This window comes from Candidatus Lariskella endosymbiont of Epinotia ramella (assembly GCF_964019805.1).
Taxonomy (GTDB): Bacteria; Pseudomonadota; Alphaproteobacteria; order Rickettsiales; family Midichloriaceae; genus Lariskella.
The window spans coordinates 97,860-113,953 of record NZ_OZ026472.1; the positions used below are offsets into that span (position 1 = coordinate 97,860).

Here is a 16,094-nt window from a genome sequence, read left to right on the forward strand (position 1 = left end):
TTTTAGATCTTTGGAGAGCAGGTGGGGCGTATAATACAATCTTTTGTAGATAGAAAGAGAGCAAGCATAATGTTATTAATTATGGTTGCTCTATGTGGTTACGTCGCTTTCTTAAAAATTCCAAAAGAAAGCAATCCAGACGTAAAAGTTCCGATGATTTATGTGCTTATAACCTATGAAGGAATTTCTCCTGAAGATGGGCAGAGGCTACTTTTAAAACCAATGGAGAATGCGCTTAGAAACATCTCTGGGATTAAAGAGATGACGGCATATGCAATGGAAGGTTCTGCATCAATAATAGTCGAGTTTGAAGCTGGTAAGGATGTAGATCAAGCTTTGACCGATGTTAGAAATGAAGTTAATGATCATGAGCATGAACTGCCCACTGATGCAGACAGGCCAATAGTTAAAGAAGTTGACCTTAGTCTTGAGCCAGTTCTTAATGTTATTTTGCTCGGAGATATCCCTGATAGAACTTTGCTTCAAGCTGCAAGAGATTTAAAGGATGCAATAGAGAATGTGCAGGGGGTTTTGGATGTCAATATAAGAGGTGACAGAGAAGAAGCTCTAGAAATAATAGTTGAGCCAAAAGTACTAGAAAATTACGGACTTCCACTACAGCTATTGGGCAATGCAGTAGACAGTAATAACCAGCTGGTACCAGCTGGTACCATACAAAATCAAAACGGCTCTTTCCCATTAAAAATCCCGAGTCTTGTGAAGGATTTTCATGAATTAATGGAGTTTCCAGTCTTCGCCAAGGGAGACATGGTATTGAAACTAAAGGATATAGCAGAAGTCAGAAATACATATAAGGATATTAAAAACACAGCTAGAGTAAATGGAAAATCTGCACTGGTTTTGGAGATCTCAAAACGTACAGGATACAATATAATATTGACTGTTGAAGCTGTAAAAGCTGAAATTGATAACATGAGAGATTCCCTGCCAAACAACTTAGAAATTGTTTATTCGCAGGATAAATCAGATGATATTAAAGATATATTGTCAGATCTTGAAAATACTATTCTTATAGCTTCAATCCTTGTTGTGATTGTCATCATGAAAGCCGTTGGTACAAGGGCTTCTTTTTTGATAGCATTTTCTATTCCATCTTCGTTTTTATCTGGAATCTTGATACTGCAACTAATGGGTTATACGCTAAACATAGTTGTGTTATTTAGCTTAATACTGACCGTTGGAATGATCGTAGATGATGCAATAGTAGTAAGTGAGTATGCTGATCGCAAAATAATTGAGGGGGCCCCTCTACAAGAGGCATTTACTACTGCTGCAACACGTATGTTTTGGCCGATTTTTACATCTACACTGGTAAAAATCATAGTGTTTTCTCCTCTTCTATTTTGGCCTGGAGTTCTCGGACAATTTATGCAGTATTTGCCAATTACTGCTATTTTCATATTAGGTAATTCTCTGCTTTTTGCGCTTTTCTTCCAACCATCCCTTGGTCCATTATTTGGAAAGAGTGAGTCTATACATGAAGATGAAATAGCGGCAATGAAGGCTTCAGAGGAAGGAGATATGGAGAATTTAGGAACATTCTCCAAGTTATATATGAAGTGTCTATTATACGTCTTAGATCATGCCAAAATTTTTGTATATGCAGTAATCGCAGGGATAATTGGAGTATATATATTCTTCTTCAAATTTGGCACTGGGATAGAGTTTTTCCCTAAGATAGAGCCAAGTTCAGCTGTTATTACTATAGGTTCCCCAGGAAATATTTCGATTACACAAGCAGATGAGATCATGAAACGGATCGAAGAGAAAGTTGTAGATATGTCGCTTGGAGTGAAGATATTTTATGTCAAAGCTGGAAATGTTAATGACAATAACCAATTTCCAGAAGATACGATAGGTGTCATAGAGATGGAGTTTGATGATTGGAAACGTAGACCAAAAGCCGAAGTAATTATAGAAGAGATTAAAAAAAGATTAGATACTGTAGGAGGCGTTTCATATCAGGTGCTTGAAGAGCGCGTAGGACCTCCATCACAGAAGCCTATCGAGATAGATTTTTCTGCGCCAGATTATGATAAATTGCTTTTGTTCGTAGATAAGTTTCGCAGTGCTATGGACGAGATTGGAGGGATGGAAGATATAGAAGATTCAAGGCCTGTTCCAGCAATAGAGTGGCACTTGTTAATTGATAGAGAGAAAGCCGCAAAATACTCTGTAGATGTTGGTTCAATTGGGTCTATGCTTAGACTTTTGACAGATGGTGTGAAAATCTCTTCATATAGGCCAGATGATACGGATGATGAGGTTGATATCATGGTCAGATTGCCAAAGGAGAAACGTTTTATTACTACAATTGAAAGTCTAAAAATTGTTAATACAAATGGCGTTGCTATTCCATTAAACACTTTTGTAAAAAGAATTCCAGATAGACAGGTGAGTCAGATCAAGAGAGTAGATAAAAAAAACGTTATAACTGTCAAAGCAAATGTTGAAAAAGGGGTTTTAGCTGATACAAAAGTAAAGGAATTGGGGGCTTGGTTTAAGCAAAATGCACAGGACGGAGTAAAAGTTAAATTCAAGGGTGATAATCAAGATCAGCAAGAAACTGGGACATTTTTAATTAATGCTTTCGTACTTGCGCTCTTTGCTATGTTTATAGTGATGTTGATACAGTTCAACAGTTTTTATCAAACTCTCATAGTAATGAGTGCAGTTTTTCTCTCAACAGTTGGGGTTTTGTTAGGATTGCTTATTGCATGGCAGCCTTTCGGAGTAGTTATGTGTGGCATAGGGATAATAGCGCTCTCTGGCATAGTATTGAACAATAATATTATATTTGTTGATACATATCAGCACTTAAGAAGAGATGGTTTTGATGTAAAGAAAGCTGTTATCACAACTGGAGTTCAAAGGTTGCGGCCAATTTGTCTTACAGCAAGTACTGCGATCCTTGGTCTTGTGCCAATGGTGCTTGGGATAACTATTAACTTTTTTGAAAGAGAAATTACATATGATGCACCTGCCAGCCAATGGTGGAGACAGCTTTCTACAGCAATAGCAGGTGGCCTTGCTTTTGCAACAGTATTGACATTATTTTTTACTCCTTGCCTGCTATTACTTTTAAAGAAATATGATAGCATAGGTAAGAAGTCTGAATCCTGATATGGAGCCTTGTGGTTTGATCAAGGATGGCAAGAGATATGATATGGCTAAAGCGCCATAAAATAGCCATGGCAAACAAGCATTTAGAATAAGTCCATCTGCCAGAAATATGCATTATAGCTTTTGAAATGCCTTGGCACAACTGTGTATTGTGTGGTTTATTTGTATTAGTCGACATTTTATCTTACATTTAGTAAATTAAATTAGTTATTAAATGGAGATAATCAATGAACTTAAATCAAAAAATCATCAAACCGAAACTAGGTTTACTTGAATTGGCAAAAAGCCTTGGTAGTATATCATCTGCATGTAAGGCAATGGGTTATAGTAGAGATAGCTATTACAGATTTAAAGAACTATATGAAACAGGAGGAGAAGAAGCGCTATACGAGATAAGTCGCAAGAAGCCAATAATCGCTAATAGAGTAGATCCTGCAGTAGAAAAAGCAGTAGTTGATATGGCGATAGAGTACCCAGCATATGGACAACTTAGAGTATCAAATGAGCTGCAGAAGAGTGGTATACTTGTTTCTCCTGGAGGAGTAAGATCGATTTGGTTACGTAATGATTTGAATAATATCAATAAAAGATTGAAAGCCTTAGAAGCTAAGATGGCCCAAGATGGTATTATATTGACCGAAGCACAGCTGCAAGTACTAGAGAAACGCCGTAATGAAAAAGAAGCACATGGAGAAATTGAGACACAACATCCAGGTTATTTAGGTTGCCAAGATACATATTATGTAGGCAATTTCAAAGGGATAGGAAAGGTTTATGCTCAGGTGTTTATTGATAGCTACAGTAGATTTGCTGATGCTAAACTGTATACTGACAAAACTGCAATTACTGCTGCTGATATGCTAAATGATCGAGTGTTACCATGGTATGAGAGTCAAGGGATACCGATGCTTCGTATTCTGACAGATCGTGGAGGAGAATATAAGGGAAATATAGAACATCATGCTTTTGAGTTATTTCTCAGTATAGAAGGTAAGAGCATACCACAACTAAAGCATATTCACCTCAAACTAATGGTATGTGTGAACGTTTTAATAAAACTATGAAACAAGAATTCTTTGATACCGCTATGCGTAAAAAGATTTATACATCATTGGATGACTTGCAATTAGATCTTGATATTTGGTTAGAATATTTCAACAATGAAAGACCTCATTCTGGTAAATATTGTTATGGAAAAACACCTATGCAAACTTTTCTGGATAGTAAAAAGTTAGCTGTTGAAAAGAATAATGAAATCTTGTATCTCAGTTACATATCTGACAGTCAAAACTTAAATGACAAGCAGATATAAATTTTATAACTGTCTGTAAGATCAAATCTTGACTTCTACAGTTTATTGCTCAGCTGATGGTATCTGTGTCAATTTATTGTGATTTTTTACGGCAGAATGGGAAAAATGTTTGTAAGGCACGCAAAATGCTGCGTTTGAAGCATACGTCCTCTATTGCCACTTTGTGGCATTTGATTTTTATCTATTTAAATTCAGGTGATTAGCCAGATATGGTGCGTCCTATCGCCTTCAGATTCATGCTTATGGCTGATATAAATGGGTTTATTATATCTCATAGTCCGTCCCTTGAATTCTAAAACGAAGTGCAACAATCATGGCCGAATCCTGAGCTAATTTTTGCACATTTAATTTTCTGCAAAAATTTATTTGCGCGGCAAACCTATTTTTGATGGATAGACTAAGAAGAGTGCTTGTGGCATGCTGTATAATCAATATATAACAAGCGACCTCACAAGGTGCTAATTTTAAACAGTATGACTGGTATATTTCTCAAATTTGGTTGCAACCATACACCTGCAGCGCAAATTTATCTAATCAATATTCATATATTAATTATTAATTGAGCAATAACTTGCCGTATGCTTTGCATATTTTCGCTCAAAACACAATATTTTAGCGAAAATAAATAAATACTATTGCATGCTTAGAATATAATTGGTATCATTACACGGCAAAAAGGGTACTTAACAGCATATGCTTAATCTTTCGCTTTGTCTTTGCTCTACATATTATAGATTGCGTTATTGGCATGCTATCTTCAGAGCCCCGCCGCATGTTATGCTCCTCTAAAAATTCCTTTCTTTACTGCCTTTACCAGATAGTACAAAAACAAGAAAGTTAGATCTCATATCTATTTTACAAATTGTGTTGGTATATGGCGCTGCCTTAAGTAAGTACACGCGCGAGTATTTTCATGGCATGATTTTTTATGGTACCAGTTAATTTCTGAATCAAACATTATATACATTTTTGCGAAGAAATTGACGAAGTAATACTTTAGAATCAGGCAAAAAGGTCTGTACAATGACTTTTCCGGCAGCGCCATATTAGTCAAGTAGTTGGTAAAGGTGGCACGCGCTTTGTGTATGCTACTCAAAAATCGCATTCTCTACATATGTTGCAAGTTATCCAACCAACATCAGAGTGCTTTTATGAGTTCGTTCTAAAAACACAAAGCGTCATTTCTAATTTGTTCATAAATTCAACAAATCTTTTTTTAGGGGTCTCATAATACATATGTTCATGATCAACAAGAGTAACAGTACCATTTACGGAATTATATTTATGCTGATTAATACAATGGCTCTTGCAGGGCTTGACATATCAGCAAAGACACTCAGAGGCACTATTGACGCTCCGCTTATAGTTTTCATGTATAAATTCAGCTTGTTTCTGATAATTTTGCCTTGGGTCTGTATGGAAGGGATATTACGCCTCAAGACTAAAAAGGCACATCTGCATATGTTTCGTAGTCTACTCAGTGTAGCTGGGTCATTCTCATTCATACATGGGCTTGGGCTTGTAAATATGTCAGATGCCGCTGCACTAGAAAACATACAGTATGTCCTAGTTGCAATAGTTGGAATGATATTTTTTAAAGAACGTTGTACAAAAATCAAGATAGCTGCAGTAATAGTAGGGTTTGCAGGAGCTGTGATAGTTGTAAAACCCGATATTTTTAACTCACTGTCAAATACTTCATTCAATAAAGATTATTGGTTTATAATACTTGCTATATGTTTTTGGTCTTTAAATACAATTCTTGTGAAGCTTCTTGGAAACACAGAGCACAATAAAACTCAGATGTTCTACCTGCTGCTATTTGCTTCTATATTCTCTTTCCTAGGTGCATTTATAAACTACAAGTCTTTACAAATAATGGGCTTGCCATTGAAAATCATCCCTATTTCCTTCAGACAATTTGGACCGCTAGAAATAGGAATAAAATCATTACTACTACTTGCAACTATGGCTAGCTGTTATTTTATACACGGTGTTGCATATTTTAACGCGCTAAAATCTGAATTATCTATAGTCATTCCGTTTAGATACACAAAATTATTATTCAGCGGAATACTGGGCTATACCATTTTTGCAGAAATTGTGAGTAATCATTTCTCATATGTTGGATACGCTTTAATTATTGCAAGTGGTTTGTTATTATTCAGCACACAAGTGCGCAAAAAAAAGGAAGAAATTCAGACTTCAGTGGATAACAATGATGCAGCAGTGAATATAGGGATTACAAGAAAAAAATTACTTAATATTTTGCAATCATAACATATAGACAATTATCAGAGGTATATTACTAAACCCTGCGTATAGCAAAAATCTTAGTCTAAATCACATCAGTAAGATGCAATCAAACATCTCGATAGCAACATAGACAAAAGTTATGCCACTACCGGCAAAGCCGCTTGCGCAGATTTTTTTGGCCTGATTTTCAAGTATTACTTCGTTCATTTCTGCGCAAATATATATAGTATTTGATTCAGAAATTAACTGCTCCTCTAAAAGATCATATCATTAAAATCTTCGTGCATGCATTTACTTAAAGCAGTGCCATAGCATAATTGCTATGTATTTTATCTTTCAGACAGCAGAAATATTTTGACAAACGCAATATTATAAGATCTATTGTTGCTAACTACTTACTGTATATTAAGTCAAAGGTTATTCAAATATTGCTTTGCTTGTTTGCGCAACAAAGTCTTTATGTTTTGAAAATCAAAATTGACTGAAACATAAAGCGCTGTACTTATAAGACGTATATACCGCAGGTAAAATGAAGAGTTGGTATTTGATTTATGCATACGAAGTTATACTTCAAAAAGAGCTAGGAAGAGCTAATGCGGCATGTGTATAAACCAATACATAACGAGCGGTCTTTCAGGCGCCAATTTTGAAAAGTATGACTAGTATATGAGTTGCAGTATGCACTCATCCACTAATCGTTTTGCAAGTACTAACGCGTAAGACTTTATAACTGGCTCAAATTTTTAGAGATACTAATTCGAGCACTGAGCTAAAACGGATAATTCTTAATTTATTCGACCATAAAGCAAACTAAAACTAAAAGGAATCATATGAGTAAATTTTCGAAAAATGCTAAGACTGCTATTTCTGGAGTGCTCGGCTATCTTTTCTTCTTTGCAATTATTTCACTACCACTTTTTACACAATCTGCTCTAGGCGTTGATACTACTGCAATTTCTCAATCAAATTGCAAAATAGCTATCATAGATACGCGACAATTTATGGAGAAATCTCTAGCTTCTCAGAGCATGAATAAGCAAGTTGAGCAAAAAGCAGACGAATATAAGAAGAACGCAATTAAGATACAAGAAAAACTTCAAAAGAAGTTTCAGGAACTTGAAGCCCAAAAGTCTACCCTTTCAAAAGAAGCTTTAACAAAAAAGAACGAAGCACTTGCTCAAGAAGCTGAGTCTTACCAAAAATCTGTTTATGCAGAGAGAATTAGTCTCGACAAAGCTTTTAATGATGCAATGGTCATTTATGAGAACAAAATTCACGATATAGTCGCAAAGTATGCTGAAGAGAATGGTATAATGCTCGTCATAACAAAAGAAGCAGCTCTCTACAATGTAAATAGCATTGAAATCACAGATGTCATACTAGAACAACTAAACAAAGAAATGACAGACATAAAAGTGAATTTCGAACCTTCTCCTACACATGAAAAGACATCACAGCCTACTAAAAAAGAAGGTGATAAGGCGAAGCAAACAAAGTAGTGTCCGTGATTGCTGAAATGCACCATAGGTGACACATTGCAGACCTCAATTTCTCTTTAAAGTGCGAAATACATTAAACAATTTCGATTGTAGAGAGCATGATGATGCAGTGTGTTGCCACACTTTTTGTGTTTTACAGAAAAATTAGGCGCGGCCTTCATAAATGTATGCACAAGGATTTTAATGGCATGATTTTTTAGAGTACCAGTTAATTTCTGAACCAAATATTATATATGTTTGCGCAGAAATTAATGAAGTAATACAAACTCCACAAATAACAGCATATATTTGCTGCGTATTTTTTAGAAAATTTAAGATGAGATTTGAGTTTAACTGTACTTCTAGCACAGTGACCATGGGCGCGCTTAAATTTTAAAAGAAAGACGAAGCTAAAGTATTCTGTGATTTAGGAAGTCGGTATTATATGGAAAATCATGCCAAAAAGGTCTGCGCAAGTAACTTTGGTGAGCAGTGCCATAGTGAGTATATAAACTCTTTATTCAGAGGTAATATGCAATTACACAATTTAACTCGCTATCTAGTAATTATTTTCTGCTGCTTTTGCTATAACTACACAGAAGCAGAAGCCAAAGAATCTAAATCAATTTTCGACTTCTTATTTGGCAAAAACAAAAAACAAGATGAAGTAGATACTTCACCACAAAACTTACTACCACCTGGGTATGATAATGGAGATACTTACTCAATTTTAACGGATGGCTCATTCAGGAGCTCTGCAAAATTAAGAATTCTTAATATTAACACTGGCAAATCGCAATACCACACAGTTGGCATGAGCGATGTTAAAAAACTCGATAGCTTTTCCATACATGTGCTATCTTGTTGGCAAGAAGAAAAGGTAAAGATACATCCAGAAAGCATGAGTTTAGTTGCACTTTATAAAAATCAAGATATAGATGGAGAAGATGTATATATTGATGATGAACAATCGTCTATACAAGATCTTATTTTTTATGGCTGGATATTCGGAAATCACAAATCTATTGCGCAGCCACGTTACAAAAACTACTACATACAACTTGACAAATGTGAATAAACTTTCTGCAATGATTTGTGATATCAAGTCGCCTGCGCAATAACTCTAAGAAGCTGAGGATTTATGTTGGTTGCAAGTGATTATGAGGCATAGAAAGTCTAGCAGAAAAAATTGCAAAGTTGCTACAAATCTTATGGATATATAATTTGTCCTGCGCCGCGCGCAAACACTACTTTCACAAAATCAGTAAGGTTTTTGCATAACATTTGCTTACGGATTTAAAGCGCTATTTCATGCGCACTTTCGAGACTTTTGGCGCGCGTACTATAAAAAAATCCTCAAACATAAGCACTTTGTTATCAGTTCCTATTATAAAGTTGGTCGCATCTTCATTATATAGGCAATTACATCTGCTACTGCCCTGTAGTGCTCGTAAGGAATTATGTCATCTAGCTCAACTGACTCGAATAAAGCCCGTGCTAAAGCCTTGTTTTCCACTATCGGCACACCATTTTCTTTAGCGACTTCTCTGATCTTTAGCGCTAAGTGATCTTGTCCTTTTGCAACAACCTGCGGAGCCTTCATAGATTCTGGAAGATAAAAAAGTGCTACTGCATAATGTGTTGGATTTGTAATTACAACTGTAGCTTTTGGCACAGCAGCAAGCATTCTTCTCTTCATCCTTTGTATACGAATGCTTTTCATCTTAGCTTTAATCTCTTGATCTCCTTCAGATTGCTTCATTTCATCCTTTACTTCTTGTTTTGTCATACGCATTTTTTGCATGTATGTATGTCTTTGATAAAAGTAATCAAAAAGCGCAAGCAATGCCATTATAATAGAAACTGTAATAAACATCTTAAGAATGATGTTAGAAAGCAGTTTCAATATCCCAGACCAACTATGCAAATAAAGCTCCGTAAAAGACTGTATTTCTGGTATGATCACTATAAATATGGAAAAACCAACCAGCGATATCTTCAAAATATTCTTAATTAGCTCAACAATTGAGCGCATAGAAAATAACTTGCCAAAACCTTTGAGAGGAGAAATTCGACTTAAATCGAACTTTAGAGCTTTAGTAGAAAAAATAAAGCCACCACGCTGTATCCAATATCCTAATATAATTGCTGTTATAACTGATAAAACTGGAATTGCTCCAATTACAGCAAAAATTATTACACTTCTTGCATATAAATTCTTTATGCTAAAAGCATCTATATGCATATCATGTATACTATACGTATATGGAGCTAGCATTTTTGTAGCACTCTTCATAATCAGAGGCATTCCAAAATAAAGAGAGAGAGTAAAAAACGTAAATAACAGAAACGTAATAGTTTCTCTAGAAGTCACTACATCTCCTTCTTCCCTAGCCTTTTCAAGCTTTCTGGAAGTGGGCTCTTCAGTCTTTTGTGATGGATCTTTTTGATCTTCCGACATAAAGTCCTACCAAACTAGAATATCCCAAATAAACCGGCCATTATCTCATGATATTGCTCTAAAAACCACACAACACTACTAGATATCACCATGTAAAATATAATAATAAATACAGCAATCTGCGCAGGTAACATCAGGAAAAACATTTGAAGCTGCGGCATAAGCCTAGACATGATACCCATTGCTATAAACATTACAAGACCTGCAATAACAAATGGCATAGAGAGACGCAGCCCAACAGACCACACATTAGAGACAGTCTTCACAAAAATCTCAGCAAAATCGTTATAATGCGTCGAGAAACTCATAAAGCTTATCACATCATAGCTATTTGCAAGCGTTCTCACAAAATCCAAATGCAAATTTGCAAGCAAAAGCAATACTATTACTATATTATAAAGAAAATTTCCAATTATACTGCTCTGTGTATCTTGAATATTACTAAACATCATAGCTGCAGATAATCCGGATTGCATACTAACCACCATTCCAGTAACGTGCAACGCAGATAACACAAGTTTGCTAATCAGCCCTAAACAGAGACCTACCAAAACCTCATGAGCTATTAATAAAAATAGTCCAATTATAGACGCTGGCATTTTTGGAAATTGAAAAGAGGCCGCATTGTATATAATTATGCTAAGACATATAGAAATAAGTAATTTCCACCTTGATGGAACATTCACCTCACCAACCCCTGGCATTAGCATGCAAGCACTACCTACTCTTGCAAAAACCAAAAAAACTGAAAATACGGTATTTGTCGAGATTGTTGTTACGACCACTGTTTTACTCACCAAACCTATGCTTATATGTTTTCGATAACAACTACATACTAAACTAAAAATTGATCGAGTATACACTACATTTTCATTTCTTTGTAGAATGCCTATGGCACTGTCGGCAAAGTCACTTGCGCAGACCTTTGAATAATTGACAAAATTACTTTCCTTCTTCCTGATTTATATTTGCACAAATGCTTGTCTCCCATTTCAAGCCATTCTGCAGGAGCTTTGCTTTATTAAATATCAGCTCAACGTGAGTTTCTGTTGCATATTCAAAGTTAGGCCCCTCCACTATTGCATCTACAGGACAAGCTTCTTGACACATTCCACAGTAAATACACTTGGTCATATCTATGTCATACTTAGTCGTCCTCCTACTAGCATCTAATCTAGCTTCAGCCTCTATTGTAATTGCTTGCGCAGGACAAATAGCTTCACAAAGCTTACACGCTATACATCTTTCTTCCTCTATATCATTTGCATAACGTCTCAGAGCGTGTTCTCCTCTGAACCTCGGACTCATATAGCCCTTCTCGTATGGATAATTTAAAGTGACCTTCTTCCTCACCATATGCTTCAGTACTCTAATCATGCCAACTATAATATCGACCATTAGGTAGGCTCTCAACCAGAATATCAAACTTTTTATAGGAGACGTTTGCATAAAATTAATCGACACATCTGAATTAATATGTAGAATCGCTTGCAATAAACATGCTATCCATATTATATAAATTATATCACAATAAAAGGCGAAAGTTTTTTATGATTTTAGCCTTTTGGATTGTGAAATACTAGTTCTTTGATAGCGCATTACTACATCTGGAAATTTTTATTTGCGTAATTTGCAAGCTTGTTTTATATAAGGAATGCTGTCGACGCTTTGAAGCTTTCTTAGAAATGCGTATGTCTTTAAAGTGAGAACTGCAGTACATGCCGTTATAGCACAGTGGTAGTGCACTTCATTGGTAATGAAGAGGTCGCAGGTTCAATTCCTGCTAACGGCACCGCGAAGATGTAATAAAAGCAATTCTTGCGCTTTATAAACTTAAGCTCGCGCGGCATAAATTTTTGCTTACGCAGCTCTGCTTCGAGCAATCTGATGAGCGCTATGTAACAAGTATTAAAGGTTGACTATGATCTGTTATAATTTAAGTATTGTTCAGTGTCTGTATTTACTCTGAAAAACGCCAATAGCCGCTGCCACTGCGCTTCAATTTTTACGCCATGAGCAACATAAGAGATGATAAAATGCATATCCAAGTAGAAAAAAAATTATTTTTGAAGGCTCTAAATAAAGTACAAGGTGTTGTAGATAAAAAACATGCTCTGCCTATTTTGGCAAACGTTAAAATCACTGCTAAAGATGATAAAATAGAGCTATACACCACCGATACTGAAATGTCTGTTATCAGTACTACTGCTGGAGAAATTATATCACCTGGCGTTGCAACTGCCCCAGCTCAAATGCTTTGTGAAATCATAAAGAAAATGCCAGATGATCTAAAAATTCAGATTAGCAAAGTTGGAACTACAGATAGTTTATTAATTAAAACAGAAGTGAACGAGTTTGTGATACCTTCACTACCTGCAGATACATTTCCGGATTTTGATGCTGGAAACTGCTTGTGGAAATTAAATCTAGATGCAAATTCACTATATATGTTACTTTCCTTTGTAAGGCATGCTATGTCAACAGAGGAAATTAGGTATTATCTAAACGGCATATACCTTCACATAGAAAGTGTGCATAATGAGAAGAGATTATTTGCTGTTGCAACAGATAGTCACAGGATGGCGGTTGTTGACATTGCAATCCAAGATACCGCAGAGGAATTTTCTGGGATAATATTGCCGAAAAAAACTGTAGCTGAGATATTAAATATCTTGTCTGAAGCTGAAGAAGAAGTTGAATTAGAATTTTGTGATAACAAAATTGCTCTAGTAACAAACGGCACAAAGCTGATATCTAAACTAATAGATGGTAAATTTCCCGAGTATAAAAAAGCTATCCCACCACAAAGTACAATTACCGCAACTGTGCCTGCGCAAGATTTAAGTCGCGCTATAGATCTTGTAACTACTATCACGATAGATAAAAAAAAATCAGTAAAACTATTATTTGATAAGCAAAAACTTCAGGTGACTGTAAATACTCAGAACAACTCGCATGCTCTACAAAACATAAGCGGTATTACATATAATGGTGATAGTATGCTTGAGATTGCTTTTAATTCTAGATATATCATGGATATACTATCCCTCTTAAATGGTTTTGACATAGAATTTTCACTGAGCTCTTCAAACCCTGCTGTATCGATCCGCTGTAGTAATTATACAAATGTATTTTTTATCTTAATGCCTATGGAAGTCACTGCATAAGCTTGAGAATAAATGACTATACTCAAGTTCGTTAGTCTGTCCGTCAAAAATTAATTTGCTATATAAATAAATTTTTGCGGAAAGTGAAATGTACAAAAATTAGCTTAAAACCACAGCCCTGTGCTAATTTTCGGATATATAATTTGTCTGATACTTAAAAATACTACTTAACAAAATCCATAAGATTGTTGGCAATTTTACCACTTTTGCTGCGGGATTTTTGGTGTATCATAATTGCTTGCAGGCCAATATATAAACCACTCAGCTTCTTAGAGTTATGACGCATGCGACTAGTTCAAGTATAATGACAAATGTATTTTGTGTTATCCGCTGATTATGCAAAAAGTAACCTGAATGATGCCGCAGTTATTAATTAAGTTGCACTTTAGTTCTATTTTGTGTTATCTTCACTTCTCACTAAAGTTTGTTTTACATGGAGTGTTTTTTCGTGCTTTCATCTCGTATTCTAGCTTGTGGCTCCTTTCTTCCTGAAAAAATTTTATCTAATGACGAGATCACAACTTTTCTTGATACAAGCGACGCTTGGATTTCAGAAAGAACTGGAATAAAAAGCAGACATATTATCTCAAAGCATCATAACACTTCTGATCTTGCTACCTTTGCACTTTCTGATGCACTTAACTCAGCAAAACTAGGCCCAGAAGACCTAGATGGAATAGTTCTTGCAACAACCACACCTGATCTTGTATTTCCATCAACAGCAGTGCAAGTGCAGTCCAAAATACGTATGCCTAGAGGTTTTGCCTTTGATATTCAAGCAGTATGCTCAGGATTTTTGTATGCACTCTCTATTGCACATAACTTCATCATTTCAGGCTCCGCAAAACGAATAGCTGTAATAGGAGCAGAATCCATGTCAAGAATACTGGATTGGAATGATAGATCAACTTGCATACTTTTTGGCGATGGAGCAGGTTGTGTGATACTGGAAAGATCCGATATAATCGAAGGTATTCTTGAAATCCAGCTGTTTTCTGATATGAATACAATAGATTTACTAAAAGTAGATGGAGGAGTCTCGAAAGGTAATTTAGGTGCTAAATTACAGATGTCTGGTCGTGAAGTATTTAGAATTGCAGTGCTCAAAATGTGCGAATCTTTCCTTTCGCTACTTGAAAAATTAAATATACCAATAGAGGCATTGGATTGGTTCATTCCTCACCAAGCAAACTCTAGAATCTTATCTGCAGTTGCTGAAAAATTAGCACTACCAACACATAAAATAGTTTCAACAATTGCAACTCATGGCAACACTTCTGCAGCATCGATTCCACTTGCCTTTGATTCTTATGTAAAATCAGGCAGAATAAAACGTGGACAACTCATTGGGGTGTCAGCAGTTGGCGCAGGAATGACATGGGCAAGCGGCCTTATTAGGTTTTAAAAAATGCTTGTTATAAAAAACCAACATACATAAACCAAATATATGACTAAGCTTGTTGGCGTATTGAATTATAATAATATATCATTTTCAGATGGTGGACGCTTTAGTACTCCACAAGCTGCAGCTGAAGGTGCAGCACAGATGTTGCAAGAAGGCGCCGATATAGTTGATATAGGTATTACCTCAACTTCTTATGGAGCAAAGCTTCTATCACAAGAAGAAGAATGGGAAAAACTAGAAGCGCTGTTAAATTTATGCACAGAATATGAAATTAGTGTAGATACTTTTTATCCAGAAAATGCACTGCGTTCTATAATGCTTGGAGCTTCCATGATAAACGACGTATCAGGAGGAAAAGATCCAAGAATGCTTGAGATCATTGCAAACAATCCAAGTATCAAATATGTATTAATGCAAAGCTTAGTACTTCCCGCAGACAAAAAAGTAAGAGTTAAAGATATTTCAGAGATATATAGCTTTGGAGAACGTAAGATAGAGGAATGTTTAAGATATGGAATACAAAAAGCTCAGATTATTTTTGATCCAGGAATAGGATTTACAACAAATCCTGAACAATCATTAGAACTAATTGCAAACATTAAACACTATAAAAGACTGGGCGTGCCTATATACGTTGGACACTCTAGAAAGTCTTTTCTACAAGAATTAACATATTATCCACCAGAACAAAGAGATATAGAAACAACAGCAGCTTCCGTATACCTTATGCTAGAAAATGTGGACTATTTGCGAGTACATAATGTTCATATGCATAAAAGAGCCTTGTCTGTAATCGAAGCTATTCTTAAATATAAAATCAATTAGTACGCGCGCCAAAAGTCTTGGAAGAGGCATAAAATGATGCCACGAG

At 35.7% G+C, this 16,094-nt stretch carries 10 protein-coding genes, 1 tRNA gene and 1 pseudogene; 9 read left to right on the forward strand and 3 right to left on the reverse strand.

From position 1 onward, the window contains the following. Positions 1 to 21: 21 nt before the first annotated feature. From AACL20_RS00400 to AACL20_RS00420, 5 genes and pseudogenes are all read left to right on the forward strand, one after another. A complete protein-coding gene (locus tag AACL20_RS00400) occupies positions 22 to 3,144 on the forward strand; it encodes an efflux RND transporter permease subunit (protein ID WP_339052206.1) in 3,123 nt (1,040 codons plus the stop codon). Positions 3,145 to 3,371: 227 nt separating this feature from the next. Next, a pseudogene (locus tag AACL20_RS00405) lies at positions 3,372 to 4,456 on the forward strand (IS481 family transposase). Between the two features lie 1,242 nt (positions 4,457 to 5,698). After that, the gene (locus tag AACL20_RS00410) at positions 5,699 to 6,736 is read left to right on the forward strand and encodes a DMT family transporter (RefSeq protein ID WP_339052207.1); all 1,038 of its coding nucleotides are present in this window, start codon (positions 5,699 to 5,701) and stop codon (positions 6,734 to 6,736) included. 806 nt (positions 6,737 to 7,542) lie between these two features. Then, positions 7,543 to 8,211 carry an OmpH family outer membrane protein gene (locus tag AACL20_RS00415; protein ID WP_339052208.1) on the forward strand — a complete coding sequence of 223 codons (669 nt, stop codon included), beginning with the start codon at positions 7,543 to 7,545 and terminating at the stop codon, positions 8,209 to 8,211. A gap of 511 nt (positions 8,212 to 8,722) precedes the next feature. Continuing rightward, positions 8,723 to 9,268: a hypothetical protein gene (locus AACL20_RS00420; protein ID WP_339052209.1), complete on the forward strand. Its 546-nt coding sequence runs from the start codon at positions 8,723 to 8,725 to the stop codon at positions 9,266 to 9,268. A 309-nt stretch (positions 9,269 to 9,577) separates the two neighbouring features. On the opposite strand, the gene flhB is transcribed toward AACL20_RS00420, so the two are convergent. From flhB to nuoI, 3 genes are all read right to left on the reverse strand, one after another. After that, the gene (gene flhB / locus AACL20_RS00425; protein WP_339052210.1) at positions 9,578 to 10,651 is read right to left on the reverse strand and encodes a flagellar biosynthesis protein FlhB; all 1,074 of its coding nucleotides are present in this window, start codon (positions 10,649 to 10,651) and stop codon (positions 9,578 to 9,580) included. A gap of 14 nt (positions 10,652 to 10,665) precedes the next feature. Beyond that, entirely contained in the window at positions 10,666 to 11,448 is a 783-nt protein-coding gene (locus tag AACL20_RS00430; protein WP_339052211.1) for a flagellar biosynthetic protein FliR, read from the reverse strand. A 145-nt stretch (positions 11,449 to 11,593) separates the two neighbouring features. After that, on the reverse strand, positions 11,594 to 12,076 hold the full coding sequence (gene nuoI, locus AACL20_RS00435) for an NADH-quinone oxidoreductase subunit NuoI (RefSeq protein ID WP_339042687.1): 483 nt from the start codon (positions 12,074 to 12,076) through the stop codon (positions 11,594 to 11,596). 295 nt (positions 12,077 to 12,371) lie between these two features. On the opposite strand from nuoI, the gene AACL20_RS00440 reads away from it, so the two are divergent. The 4 genes from AACL20_RS00440 to folP all read left to right on the forward strand — a co-directional run bounded on the left by AACL20_RS00440 (position 12,372) and on the right by folP (position 16,048). Further along, positions 12,372 to 12,443, forward strand: a tRNA-Thr gene (locus tag AACL20_RS00440). Between the two features lie 220 nt (positions 12,444 to 12,663). After that, entirely contained in the window at positions 12,664 to 13,818 is a 1,155-nt protein-coding gene (gene dnaN, locus AACL20_RS00445; RefSeq protein WP_339052212.1) for a DNA polymerase III subunit beta, read from the forward strand. A 448-nt stretch (positions 13,819 to 14,266) separates the two neighbouring features. Continuing rightward, the gene (locus AACL20_RS00450) at positions 14,267 to 15,223 is read left to right on the forward strand and encodes a beta-ketoacyl-ACP synthase III (protein ID WP_339052213.1); all 957 of its coding nucleotides are present in this window, start codon (positions 14,267 to 14,269) and stop codon (positions 15,221 to 15,223) included. A gap of 42 nt (positions 15,224 to 15,265) precedes the next feature. Beyond that, positions 15,266 to 16,048 carry a dihydropteroate synthase gene (folP, locus tag AACL20_RS00455; RefSeq protein ID WP_339052214.1) on the forward strand — a complete coding sequence of 261 codons (783 nt, stop codon included), beginning with the start codon at positions 15,266 to 15,268 and terminating at the stop codon, positions 16,046 to 16,048. Positions 16,049 to 16,094: the final 46 nt, after the last annotated feature.